The sequence below is a fragment of the Knoellia sp. AC549 genome, from assembly GCF_979258975.1.
Genome location: NZ_OZ409890.1, coordinates 3,560,607 through 3,572,607 on the forward strand (window position 1 = coordinate 3,560,607; position 12,001 = coordinate 3,572,607).

The 12,001-nt window shown below is 70.4% G+C and carries 10 protein-coding genes and 2 pseudogenes; 11 read left to right on the forward strand and 1 reads right to left on the reverse strand.

Going from position 1 to position 12,001, the window contains the following annotated elements; translation table 11 throughout:
* Nucleotides 1–32: 32 nt before the first annotated feature.
* Nucleotides 33–1,380, forward strand: a pseudogene (gene hisS, locus ACZZ98_RS17315) (histidine--tRNA ligase).
* Here the strand turns inward: hisS and ACZZ98_RS17320 are convergent.
* Nucleotides 1,343–1,954 (reverse strand): hypothetical protein, encoded by a 612-nt coding sequence (locus tag ACZZ98_RS17320; protein WP_463517407.1) that lies wholly within the window; start codon nt 1,952–1,954, stop codon nt 1,343–1,345. The pseudogene hisS and the gene ACZZ98_RS17320 overlap by 38 nt on opposite strands.
* Before the next feature lie 59 nt (nt 1,955–2,013).
* Here ACZZ98_RS17320 and ald point away from each other — a divergent pair.
* The 10 genes and pseudogenes from ald to der all read left to right on the forward strand — a co-directional run bounded on the left by ald (nt 2,014) and on the right by der (nt 11,951).
* A pseudogene (gene ald, locus ACZZ98_RS17325) lies at nt 2,014–3,130 on the forward strand (alanine dehydrogenase).
* Complete coding sequence (gene xerD, locus ACZZ98_RS17330; RefSeq protein WP_463517803.1) at nt 3,127–4,047, forward strand: site-specific tyrosine recombinase XerD; 921 nt, start codon at nt 3,127–3,129, stop codon at nt 4,045–4,047. The pseudogene ald and the gene xerD overlap by 4 nt, the downstream one beginning before the upstream one ends.
* Nucleotides 4,048–4,213: 166 nt before the next feature.
* Nucleotides 4,214–5,050 carry a ParA family protein gene (locus ACZZ98_RS17335; protein WP_463517804.1) on the forward strand — a complete coding sequence of 279 codons (837 nt, stop codon included), beginning with the start codon at nt 4,214–4,216 and terminating at the stop codon, nt 5,048–5,050.
* Nucleotides 5,051–5,054: 4 nt separating this feature from the next.
* Complete coding sequence (locus tag ACZZ98_RS17340; RefSeq protein WP_463517408.1) at nt 5,055–5,990, forward strand: segregation and condensation protein A; 936 nt, start codon at nt 5,055–5,057, stop codon at nt 5,988–5,990.
* A 16-nt stretch (nt 5,991–6,006) separates the two neighbouring features.
* Nucleotides 6,007–6,624, forward strand: coding sequence for an SMC-Scp complex subunit ScpB (gene scpB, locus ACZZ98_RS17345; RefSeq protein ID WP_463517805.1), 618 nt, complete (start codon nt 6,007–6,009; stop codon nt 6,622–6,624).
* On the forward strand, nt 6,621–7,574 hold the full coding sequence (locus tag ACZZ98_RS17350; RefSeq protein WP_463517409.1) for a pseudouridine synthase: 954 nt from the start codon (nt 6,621–6,623) through the stop codon (nt 7,572–7,574). The genes scpB and ACZZ98_RS17350 overlap by 4 nt, the downstream gene beginning before the upstream one ends.
* Nucleotides 7,571–8,665: a prephenate dehydrogenase gene (locus ACZZ98_RS17355; RefSeq protein ID WP_463517410.1), complete on the forward strand. Its 1,095-nt coding sequence runs from the start codon at nt 7,571–7,573 to the stop codon at nt 8,663–8,665. The genes ACZZ98_RS17350 and ACZZ98_RS17355 overlap by 4 nt, the downstream gene beginning before the upstream one ends.
* Nucleotides 8,666–8,727: 62 nt before the next feature.
* Nucleotides 8,728–9,444 carry a (d)CMP kinase gene (gene cmk / locus ACZZ98_RS17360; protein WP_463517411.1) on the forward strand — a complete coding sequence of 239 codons (717 nt, stop codon included), beginning with the start codon at nt 8,728–8,730 and terminating at the stop codon, nt 9,442–9,444.
* A 101-nt stretch (nt 9,445–9,545) separates the two neighbouring features.
* A complete protein-coding gene (locus ACZZ98_RS17365; protein ID WP_463517412.1) occupies nt 9,546–10,454 on the forward strand; it encodes a hypothetical protein in 909 nt (302 codons plus the stop codon).
* A 6-nt stretch (nt 10,455–10,460) separates the two neighbouring features.
* Entirely contained in the window at nt 10,461–11,951 is a 1,491-nt protein-coding gene (der, locus tag ACZZ98_RS17370) for a ribosome biogenesis GTPase Der (RefSeq protein ID WP_463517413.1), read from the forward strand.
* Nucleotides 11,952–12,001 lie beyond the last annotated feature (50 nt).

A 12,001-nucleotide genomic window follows, 5' to 3' on the forward strand; every position in this document is an offset into this window, starting at 1 on the left:
CCTCAGCCCACCGATTTGCAAGGATTGGGCGCGTGAAGGTCACCAAGCTCAGCGGCTTCCCCGAGTTCCTCCCGGCCGAACGCATCGTGGAGCAGCACTTCCTCGACGTCATCCGCGAGACCTTCGAGCTGCACGGGTTCACCTCGCTGGAGACGCGCGCCGTCGAGCCGGTCGAGCGCCTCGTCGGCAAGGGCGGTGACGCCGACAAGGAGATCTACGCCGTGTCACGCCTCGCCGACCGTGGGGAGTCGTCCGCCAAAGAGCCGGAGCTCGGTCTGCACTTCGACCTCACCGTGCCCTTCGCCCGGTTCGTCCTCGAGAACGCCGGCAGGCTGACCTTCCCCTATCGCCGCTACCAGATCCAGCGCGTCTGGAGGGGGGAGCGACCCCAGGAGGGCCGCTACCGCGAGTTCACCCAGGCCGACATCGACGTCGTCGACGTGGGGCAGCAGCCCGCACTTCGAGGCCGAGATCCCGCTCGTCATCGCCGAGATCTTCGGCAGGCTGCCCATCGGCCGAATGACGATCCAGGTGAACAACCGCAAGATCCCCGAGGGCTTCTACCTGGGAATCGGCATCGGCATTGACGACGTCGCCGGCACGCTGCGCATCGTCGACAAGCTCGACAAGATCGGCCCGGCCAAGGTGCGGACCCTCCTCGTCGAGGCCGGGCGGACAGAGGAGCAGGCCGACCAGTGCCTTGCGCTCGCCGCGATCCGCACCGAGGACCTCTCGTTCGTGGACCAGGTGCGCGCCCTGGGGGTCGACCACCCGACCCTCGACGAGGGCCTCGCAGCCCTCAGCGCCGTCATCCGGAGTGGCCTCGACAACGCGCCCGGCGCCATGGTCGCGGACCTCAAGATCGCCCGCGGCCTCGACTACTACACCGGCACCGTCTACGAGACGCAGCTCGAGGGCTACGAGTCGTGGGGCTCGTTCTGCTCGGGCGGCCGCTACGACGCCCTCGCGAGCGACGGCAGGACGACCTACCCGGGAGTCGGCATCTCGATCGGCGTCTCGCGCCTGCTCGGTCTCCTGCTCGGCAAGGGCCTCGTGACGGCCTCGCGCGCCACGCCGGCAGCCGTCCTCGTCGCCGTCGTCGAGCAGGACTCGCGCCGGAAGTCGGCCGCGGTCGCCCGGGCGCTGCGCGCCCGCGGCATCGCGTGCGAGGTCGCCCCGACCGCCGCGAAGTTCGGCAAGCAGATCCGGTATGCCGACCGGCGCGGCATACCTTTCGTGTGGTTTCCCGGTGCCGGGGACGTCGCACACCAGGTCAAGGACATCCGCTCAGGTGACCAGGTGGACGCCGACCCCGCGACGTGGGAGCCGCCGGCGCAGGATCTCAGGCCGTCCGTGGTGGCAGCAGACCCGAGTCCTTGAGCTCGAGCAGGGCCAGCGCCCTGATCGTCTCGCGGTCACCCCGGCGCCAGGCGCCGCTCGGGTCCGCCGAGACCTTGGCGAGGGTGGTCATCGGCTGGTTGGCCATGGCACGCAGCGCGAAGAGGTCGAGGTCGGCGTCGGCGTCGATGAACCGCTGAGCCGCGGAAGCGCGCCGCACGAACCGGCCCCGGGCGACCGCCCACCAGATCGCGACGATGAGGATCGGCACGAGCGCGGTCGTCCACCCGAGAAGCAGGGCGAGGCGTTCGACCGCGCTGATGAGGTCGGTGCCGGCCTGCTCGATGTCAGTGCCGGCGCCGGCTGCGGACCGGAACGGTCCGGCAACGCGGTCATCGAGCAGGGGCAGGTCGTCCACGCCGTCCCCGGCGGCGTTGAGCTTCTCGCGGAAGCCGGTACCAGCTCCCTGGAGCCGGCGCCCTGGCTCGGCGAGCGCCATCGTGACGTCATGGACGCGACGCCCCACCCACGCCCACAGGGCGAGCCAGGCCAGGAGCGCGAGGTCGGCGAGGATCTGGACGAGCCGTCGTCCGGGCAGGTCTGCATAGAGCTTCACAGGTCCTAGACTCGCACCGCGGCACACCCACCGCAGCCCTAGGACGAAGGAGTCAGCAGGTGCGCATCGGTATCCCCAGCGAGGTCAAGAACAACGAGTTCCGCGTCGGCATCACGCCGGTCGGCGTGCACGAGCTCGTCAAGCACGGTCACGAGGTGTACGTCCAGAAGGGCGCGGGCCTCGGGTCGTCGATCACCGACGACGAGTACGTCTCGCAGGGGGCGCGGATCATCGACAGCGCCGATGACGTGTGGGCCGAGGCCGAGATGGTCATGAAGGTCAAGGAGCCGATCGAGCAGGAGTACCACCGGCTGCGCGAGGACCTCACCCTCTTCACCTACCTCCACCTCGCCGCCGACGAGCGCCTGACCAAGGAGCTCGTCGCCAAGCGGACGACCTCGATCGCCTACGAGACGGTCCAGCTCCCGTCAGGTCTGCTGCCCCTGCTCTACCCGATGTCCGAGGTCGCCGGCTGCCTCGCCCCGCAGGTGGGTGCCCACTCACTCATGAAGCCGCAGGGTGGACGTGGCGTGCTCATGGGCGGTGTCGGCGGTGTCGCCAACGCCAAGGTCGTCATCATCGGCGCCGGTGTCTCGGGCCAGAACGCCGCCAACATCGCGCTGGGCATGGGCGCCGACGTCACCCTGCTCGACACCGACCTCGACAAGCTCCCGGATGAGCTTCTGGCGCTACAACAACCGCGTCCACGGCCTCGCCTCGTCCACGCTCGCCATCCGCCAGCAGGTCATGGAGGCCGACATGGTCATCGGGGCCGTGCTCGTCCCCGGGGCCAAGGCGCCCACGCTGGTCTCCAACGAGCTCGTCTCGCAGATGAAGCCGGGCTCGGTCCTCGTCGACATCGCCGTCGACCAGGGCGGCTGCTTCGAGGACACCCGTCCGACGACCCACGCTGACCCGACCTACCAGGTCCACGGCTCGATCTTCTACTGCGTCGCCAACATGCCGGGCTCGGTGCCCAACACGAGCACGTGGGCGCTGACCAACGCCACCCTTCCGTATGCCGTCCGGCTCGCCGACCGTGGCTGGCGCGAGGCCTCCCGGGCCGACCAGTCGCTCGCTCTGGGGCTCAGCACGCACGCGGGGGAGATCGTCTACGGCCCCGTCGCCGAGGCCCACGGACTCGGGCACCGCCCGCTGGCGGAGGTCCTCGGCTGAGCGGGGTCGACCGCGCCGTCCGGTCGTGGCTGACGCACCTCGACGTCGAGAGAGGTCTGTCGGCCAACACGCTCAAGGCCTACCGGCGTGACCTGGGGCGCTGGACGGCATACCTCGCCGTGGTCGGGATCGACGATCCCGCCGAGGTGACCGAGCAGCACGTCGGCGAGTTCCTCGCCCGGCTGCGCGAGGGCGACGAGGACCACCCGGCCCTCGCCGCGAACTCTGCCGCCCGGACCCTGGTCTCGGTCCGGGGGCTGCACCGGTTCCTCGCGCTGGAGGGTGACCTCGACGCCGACCCGGCGGCTGCGGTCAGCCCACCCCCTCCGCCGTCGCGACTGCCGAAGGCGATCAGTGTCAGCGAGGTCCAGCGCCTCCTCGACGCGGCGGCCGTGGGCGACACCCCCGCCTCGCTGCGGGACAGGGCACTGCTCGAGCTCCTCTACGGCACCGGTGCCCGCATCTCGGAGGCGGTCGGGCTCGACATCGACGACGTCGACCGTGAGGCGGGAGTGGTCCGGCTCGAGGGCAAGGGCGGCAAGCAACGGCTCGTGCCGCTCGGCTCCTACGCCAGGGAGGCGCTCACGGCATACCTCGTCCGCGGTCGTGGGACGTTCTCGACCAAGGGCACCGGGACCCCGGCGATCTTCCTCAACCAGCGGGGGTCGCGGCTCTCGCGCCAGAGTGCCTGGTCGATCCTGCGGGCGGCGGCGGCCCGCGCCGACCTCTCTGGCCATCTCTCGCCGCACACGCTGCGGCACTCGTTCGCCACCCACCTGCTCGAAGGCGGCGCGGACGTGCGCGTCGTCCAGGAGCTGCTCGGGCACGCGTCGGTGACGACGACGCAGGTCTACACGCTCGTCACCGTGCAGCAGCTGCGCGAGGTCTACGCCCAGAGTCATCCGCGTGCGCGCTGATAGGGTTCGTGGCGATCAGCGGGACGCTGACCGCCTGCACGCCAGTTCCGGGAGAGAGATGGATTCGTCGAACATCGAGGCCGTGGTGACCGAAGTGGATGAGACCACCGGCCCCACGAGCCGACACGGACACCTGCCCGGGACCGAGGACGCCGGTCGTGGACAGATGGGCCCCACCGGGCGCCCGATGCCCGTCTTCCCCGAGCCGCCTCCTCTGGCCAGCCACGGTCCGGCGCGGGTCATCGCCATGTGCAACCAGAAGGGTGGCGTCGGCAAGACCACGACCACCATCAACCTCGGAGCGACCCTGGCGGAGTACGGCCGACGGGTGCTCCTGGTCGACTTCGACCCGCAGGGCGCCCTCTCCGTCGGACTCGGCATCCCCGCCCACCAGCTCGACGTCACCGTCTACAACCTGCTCACCGAGCGCGGCCACGACGTGCGCGACGTCATCGTCCAGACCAAGGTCGAGAACCTCGACGTCATCCCGGCCAACATCGACCTGTCGGCCGCCGAGGTCCAGCTCGTCGGTGAGGTCGCGCGCGAGCAGATCCTCGCGCGCGTGCTGCGTCCGGTCCTCGACGACTACGACGTCATCCTCATCGACTGCCAACCCTCGCTCGGCCTGCTCACGGTCAACGCGCTCACCGCAGCGCACGGCGTGCTCATCCCGCTCGAGTGCGAGTTCTTCGCCATGCGCGGTGTGGCCCTGCTCATCGAGACGATCGAGAAGATCTGCGACCGGCTCAACCCCCGCCTCGAGGTCGACGGCATCCTCGCGACGATGTACGACAGCCGCACCCTCCACTCCAAGGAGGTCGTGGCGAGCGTCGTGGAGCACTTCGGCGACCGCGTCTTCCACACGGTCATCAGCCGCACGGTGAAGTTCCCGGACGCCTCGCTCGCCGCCGAGCCGATCACCACCTACGACAGCACCCATAAGGGTGCCGGCGCCTACCGCCAGCTGGCCAGAGAGCTCATCGCCCGTGGCGGAGCAGCCTGAGACCATGACCGAGGCCCCCGGCGGAGTTCTCACCCGACGGGCAGCCACGACGGCCTTCGAGGTTCATCTCGACGTCTTCTCGGGGCCGTTCGACCTCCTCCTCGGTCTCATCTCCAAGCACAAGCTCGACATCACCGAGATCGCGATCGCCAAGGTCACCGACGAGTTCATCGCCCACATCAAGACCGAGCAGGCCAAGGGTGGCGACGTCTGGGACCTCTCGCAGGCCTCGGAGTTCCTGCTCGTCGCCGCGACCCTGCTCGACATCAAGGCGGCCCGGCTGCTGCCGCAGGCGGGTCCAGAGGACGAGGAGGACCTCGCCCTCATCGAGGCACGCGACCTGCTCTTCGCGAGGCTGCTCCAGTACCGCGCGTTCAAGGACATCGCCCGCACCTTCGACGAGCGGATGACGACGGCGGGCCGGATGACGGCGCGCCAGGCCGGCATCGAGCCGCAGTTCGCCAAGCTCCTGCCCGAGCTGGTCATGACGATCACGCCTGACCAGCTGGCGATGATCGCGGCGCACGCGCTGACGCCCAAGGTCCCTGACGTCGTCGGTCTCGGACACCTGCATGCTCCAGCGGTCAGCGTGCGCGAGCAGGCGAGCATCATCGGGGAGCGGCTGCGGCGCGAGGGCGTCTCGTCCTTCCGCAGCCTCGTCCGCGACGCCGACAACACACTCGTCATCGTCGCCCGCTTCCTCGCCCTCCTCGAGCTCTTCCGCGAGTCGTCCATCTCCTTCGAGCAGGCCGAGGCGCTGGGGGAGCTCACGGTGCGCTGGACCGGTCCGATGGAGGGCGACATCGAGGTCACCGACGAGTTCGACGAGACCGAGCCCGGGATCGACGAGCCGGGGCCCGTCCAGGACGCCTTGCCCGCCCCGGCTGCACCGGACGACGAAGACGCACCCACCGATCAGCGAGAGGCTGACCATGAGTGACACACCCACGACCGAGATGCTCGAGGAATCAGTCGTCGAGCACGAGTCCCAGATCCAGCTGGCGTTCGACGTCCACGACTTCCCGGGTGGCCTCAGGAGCGCCATCGAGGCCGTCCTCATGGTCGTCGACGAACCCGTGACCGAGCTCGAGATCGCGTCCGCCCTCGAGGTCCCCGTCCCCGACGTCGAGGCCGCCTTGGTCGAGCTCGAGGAGGGGTATGCCGCGCAGCAGCGTGGCTTCACCCTGCGCGAGGTCGGCGGTGGTTGGCGGATCTACAGCCGCTCCGACTACGCCCCCGTGGTGAGCCGCTTCATCCTCGCCGGACAGCAGGCCAGGCTCACGCAGGCCTCGCTCGAGACCCTGGCGGTCATCGCCTACCGCCAGCCTGTGTCACGCTCACGGGTGTCGGCCGTGCGCGGCGTCAACGTCGACGGCGTCATCCGCACCCTCCTCACCAGAGGCCTGATCGAGGAGGTCGGCACCGACGAGGAGTCGACCGCCACCTTCTACGGCACGACCCCCTACTTCCTCGAGCGGCTCGGACTGCAGACGCTCGATGACCTACCCGCCCTAGCCCCCTACCTTCCGGAGGTCGACGTGCTCGACGAGATCGCAGAGAGCGGCCGGGCATGACCCCGCCGCAGAGCCGACGCGGCGGACCCGCGAAGAAGCCCGGTGACCGCGGCCCGACGTCCGGCGGTCGCGCCGGCGGTGCTGGCGGTGCTGGTCGTGCCGGCGGCGCCAGCGGTGTAAGCGCTGCTGCGGGCGGAGGGCGCCCCCGTGGCGTCGGGACGACCAAGAAGAGCCAGCCCACGGGCATGCCCGACCGACCCAAGGTCGCCAAGAAGGACGTGCACGACCCGGACGGCATACGCCTCCAGAAGCTCCTCGCCTCTGCAGGGGTGGGTTCGCGTCGCGTCTGCGAGCAGATGATCACGGAGGGGCGGGTGGAGGTCGACGGCCAGATCGTCACCGAGCTCGGTGTCCGCATCAACTCCGAGCAGGTCGTCCACGTCGACGGAGTGCGGGTGACGCTCGACGAGTCACGCGTCTACCTCGCCTTCAACAAGCCGCTCAACGTCGTCACCTCGATGAACGACGACCTCGGTCGCATCGACATCGGCGACTACTTCGGCGACCGCAAGGAGCGCCTCTTCCACGTCGGTCGTCTCGACTCCGACACCGAGGGCCTGCTCCTCCTCACCAACGACGGCGACCTCGCCCACCGGCTGCAGCACCCCAAGTACGGCGTCCTCAAGACCTACCTCGCGCAGATCCGCGGGCCCGTCCCGCGAGACCTGGGCAGGAAGCTGCGCGACGGCATCGAGCTCGAGGACGGGCCGGTCAAGGTCGACTCGTTCCGGGTCGTCGACAGCCAGCCGGGTAAGGCGATCGTCGAGGTGGTCCTGCACGAGGGTCGCAAGCACATCGTCCGCCGGATGCTGGCCGAGGCCGGGCACCCGGTGCTCTCGCTCGTGCGCACCCAGATCGGTCCCATCCGGCTCGGCGACACCAAACCCGGCAAGTTCCGTCGCCTCACCAAGGGCGAGGTCGGGGATCTCCACACCGCGGCGGGGATGTGACGCAGAGCCCGCTCCAGGCGCGGGTGCACATCATCGGCACCGGGCTGATCGGGACCAGTCTCGGACTGGCGCTCTCGCAGGCGGGTCGCCGTGTGACTCTCGAGGACATCTCGAGCACCAACGCGGCACTGGCCCGGGACCTGGGGGCGGGGGAGACCTCCGCCGAGGGTGACCCGGTGCTCGTCGTCGTGGCGACCCCGCCGGATGTCACGGCGTCCTGCGTCGCCGTGGCGCTCGAGCGCTGGCCGGGCGCCGTCGTCACCGACGTGGCGTCGGTCAAGGGCGCGGTCATCGACGGGTTGCGTTCTCGTGAAGCCGATCTCGTCCGTTTCTGCGGCTCCCACCCCATGGCCGGTCGTGAGCGCAGCGGGGCCGTCGCCGGTCGTCAGGACCTCTTCCACGGCCGGGCCTGGGTGCTCACGCCCACCGCGGAGACCGGTGACACGGCATACGAGACGGTGGCGGAGGTCGCCCGCTCCGTCGGTGCAGAGGTCATCACGCTCGCTCCCGACGAGCACGACGCAGCGGTGGCCTCGGTCTCGCACGTCCCGCAGCTCATGGCCAGCCTCGTCGCCGCACGCCTGGAGCACCTGGCCGAGTCCTCGGTCGCCCTGTCCGGGCAGGGGCTGCGTGACGTCACCCGGATCGCCGCGAGCGATCCGCACCTCTGGACGCAGATCCTCTCGGGCAACGCCTCCGCCGTGAGGGACGTCCTCGGTTCGCTCGCCACGGACCTCGACGGTGTCATCGCCGCCCTCGACGCGCTGGGCACGGACGACGACGCCCCCGGCGCCCGCGGCACGTTGGCCCGCGCGATCGCCGCGGGCAACGCCGGCCACGCACGCATCCCCGGCAAGCACGGAGCGGCGCCCACGGCATACACGACCGTCCGGGTGCTCATCCCCGACGAGCCGGGACAGCTCGGCCGGCTCTTTGCCGACGTCGGTGCGACCGGGACCAACATCGAGGAGTTCCACCTCGACCACGGCCTCGGTCAGGCGTTCGGGCTGGCCGAGATCGACGTCGTCCCCGGCGCCGCGACCGCACTCGCCGAGGGTCTTGAGGAGCGTGGCTGGCGGCTGCACGGCTGAGCGTGGCGCGCCAGCTCTCGCCCCCGTGATCGGGTGAACCGTGAACGCCTAGGCTGACCGCCATGTCGCGCGACCAGACCCTGCTCACCATCGCCATCGACGGTCCCTCCGGGTCGGGCAAGTCAAGTGTCTCCCGGGCCGTCGCGGACCGACTCGGCATCGGCTACCTCGACACGGGCGCCATGTATCGCGCACTGACCTGGTGGTGCCTCGACCAGGGTGTCGCACTCACCGACGAAGCGGCCGTCGTCGTCGCCGCGGAGGCACTGCCGCTCGAGCTGTCGACCGACCCCGGCGACCAGCGGGTCGTCGTCGGAGGCACCGACGTCACGGCCGACATCCGCACGACGGCCATCAGCGCCGAGGTGTCCAAGGTCGCCACCAACACGGGGGTGCGACCCGTCCTCCAGCAGGCGCAGCGCGACCGGATGGCCGCGATCTCCGACGCGACCGGAGGCGTCGTCGCCGAGGGCCGGGACATCACGACCGTCGTCGCGCCCGACGCACTGGTGCGCATCCTGCTCACCGCGAGCGAGGAGGCCCGCCTGCGCCGCCGGTCGGCGGAGGTCCACGGCTCCGCCGACGAGGCGGCGATCGCCGCGACCCGTGACCAGGTGCTGCGACGCGACCGCGACGACTCCGCTGTCTCGCAGTTCACGGTCGCCGCCGACGGTGTGGTCACCGTCGACACCTCAAACCTCGACTTCGACGAGAGCGTCGAGGCCGTCCTGGCCGTCGTGGCCTCGATCGCCGGGCACGCCGAGCCCGACGCACACTGAGGCACCCCTGAGGGCAGTGGTTTCGCAGCGGTTTCGCAGGGCGGCCGATCAGGCTCGTTCGAACGTTCCCCGTCAGGGACGTCGAAACCCAGGAGGAACCGATGACCACCACAGCCGCACGGACCAGGGCCGCGTCGGGTGTCGCTGCGGTCGCTGTCGCTGCACTGACGACCATCCTCTCCGCCGCACCTGCGCAGGCCGCTGAGGCGCAGCGGGTCCGCTTTGTGACGGTCAACGTCGACTTCGCCCTGACCCCGGACCGGGTGAAGGCGGACTTCGGCAGGTACGCCCCGTACGCCGACGTCGTGATGTTCCGGGAGGCCCGCGACGTCGACCTGCACCACATCATCGACAGCGACACGTGGATCGTGCGTCAGGACACCACGTCGGAGTCCACCCGTGGCAGCGCCCTGGCGATCAGGCGCAGCGCCGTGCGCGCGACGGATGCGGTGCAGAACTTCCGCCTCGTCAAGGGGACGGACGGAGGCTCCTGTCCTGACGGAGGCATCCAGACGAGGTGGATCGCCGTCGCCGACGTGCACCTCCGCAACGGCGCGACGGTCGTGGCGGCCTCGGTGCACATGCCGCCGGACCGGTGCGCGACCGGACCGGGCAGCCCGTATGCCGTGATGGCGGACAACGTCGTCGCGCTCTCGAACGCCCACCCGCAACGTCTGCTGCTCGGCGGCGACTGGAACAAGACCGTGGGCGAGGACCCCAACGACATCTCGGGTCGCACCGGTGGGCGGATCGTGCCTCGCGGGCCTGGGCATCGACGGCTTCTACAAGCCGGCCTCCCTCACGAACGAACCGCTCTGGAGGGGGCCGGACATCCGCAGTCCCCACGACCCGATCCAGATGGCGGTCAGCGTTCCTACAGCCTTCTGACCCTCGGGTTGCGCCCCGTCTCGGTGACGGGCGCGGACGGCATACCGGTCGCAGGCCGCACTGCATCGAGCAACCGAGCGACGTGCGCCCGGACGTGTGGGACCGAGCATCCGCTCGCCTGAGGGAGAATGGATGGTATGAACACCCCCGAGACCGACGAGACCGTGACCGACGACGGGTCGCTGGACGAGTCCGTCACGCATGCGCTGCGAGCGGGCCTGGAGGACTTCGACCTGAGCGAGGAGGACCTCGCCCTCGTCGACCGCGGCGACGGCTCCCTGCCTGACGACGCGTTCGAGGTTGCCGTCCCGGTCGTCGCCGTCGTCGGGCGACCCAACGTCGGCAAGTCCACCCTGGTCAACCGCATCATCGGGCGGCGCGAGGCCGTCGTCGAGGACGTGCCGGGCGTGACCCGTGACCGCGTGGCCTACGACGCCGAGTGGACCGGCACCCGCTTCACCCTCGTCGACACCGGGGGCTGGGCGGTCGACGCCAAGGGCATCCACCTGCGCGTCGCCGAGCAGGCCGAGATCGCCGTCGAGCTCGCGGACGCCGTCCTCTTCGTCGTCGACGCCGTCGTCGGTGCCACCGATGACGACGCGAACGTCGTCAAGCTGCTCCGGCGCTCGGGCAAGCCCGTCATCCTCGTGGCCAACAAGGTCGACGACCAGCGCACCGAGGCCGATGCGGCCGCCCTCTGGAACCTCGGGCTCGGGCAGCCGTGGCCGGTGTCGGCGCTGCACGGCCGGGGGAGTGGTGACGTCCTCGACGCCATCCTGGCCGTGCTGCCGGACAAGTCCGCCGTGAGCGCCTACCAGCGAGGGGGCCCGCGGCGCGTCGCCCTGCTGGGACGCCCCAACGTCGGCAAGTCCTCGATGCTCAACAAGCTCGCCGGTTCGGAGCGAGTCGTCGTCGACGACGTCGCCGGCACGACCCGCGACCCGGTCGACGAGTTCATCGAGCTCGGCGGCAAGACGTGGCGCTTCGTCGACACCGCCGGCATCCGCCGCCGGGTCCACCAGACCCGCGGCGCCGACTTCTATGCCTCGTTGCGCACGCAGACCGCTCTGGAGAAGGCCGAGGTCGCGGTCGTCCTCGTCGACGCCTCGGAGTCCATCACCGAGCAGGACATCCGCGTCATCCAGCAGGTCGTCGACTCCGGTCGGGCCCTCGTCGTGGCCTACAACAAGTGGGACCTCACCGACGAGGAGCGGCGCCGCTACCTCGAGCGCGAGATCGAGCGTGAGCTCGTCCAGATCCCGTGGGCCCCGCGGGTCAACGTGTCGGCCTCGACCGGCCGGCACATGGACCGCCTCGTGCCGGCGCTCGAGACGGCGCTGGACTCCTGGGACACCCGCGTCCCCACCGGCCGTCTCAACGCCTTCCTCGGCGAGATCGTCGCCGGCCACCCGCACCCCGTGCGCGGCGGCAAGCAGCCTCGCATCCTCTTCGCGACCCAGGCCTCGACCCGGCCCCCACGGTTCGTGCTGTTCGCCTCGGGGTTCATCGAGGCCGGCTACCGCCGGTTCGTCGAGCGTCGCCTGCGCGAGGAGTTCGGCTTCGAGGGCACCCCCATCGAGGTGTCGGTCCGAGTTCGCGAGAAGCGCTCTCGCCGCTGACGCGTTGCGGAAGCGCGTCTGTGGTTCTCCCGAACCACGCCTCTCGGCGC

Bases quoted from the DNA above. Each gene is read 5' to 3' on its own strand.
- ACZZ98_RS17350 (WP_463517409.1), top strand. From the start codon at position 6,621: ATGACCCCGCCGCAGAGCCGACGCGGCGGACCCGCGAAGAAGCCCGGT.
- ACZZ98_RS17340 (WP_463517408.1), top strand. From the start codon at position 5,055: ATGACCGAGGCCCCCGGCGGAGTTCTCACCCGACGGGCAGCCACGACG.
- cmk (WP_463517411.1), top strand. From the start codon at position 8,728: ATGTCGCGCGACCAGACCCTGCTCACCATCGCCATCGACGGTCCCTCC.
- ACZZ98_RS17365 (WP_463517412.1), top strand. From the start codon at position 9,546: ATGACCACCACAGCCGCACGGACCAGGGCCGCGTCGGGTGTCGCTGCG.
- ACZZ98_RS17335 (WP_463517804.1), top strand. From the start codon at position 4,214: ATGGGCCCCACCGGGCGCCCGATGCCCGTCTTCCCCGAGCCGCCTCCT.
- der (WP_463517413.1), top strand. From the start codon at position 10,461: ATGGATGGTATGAACACCCCCGAGACCGACGAGACCGTGACCGACGAC.
- scpB (WP_463517805.1), top strand. From the start codon at position 6,007: ATGCTCGAGGAATCAGTCGTCGAGCACGAGTCCCAGATCCAGCTGGCG.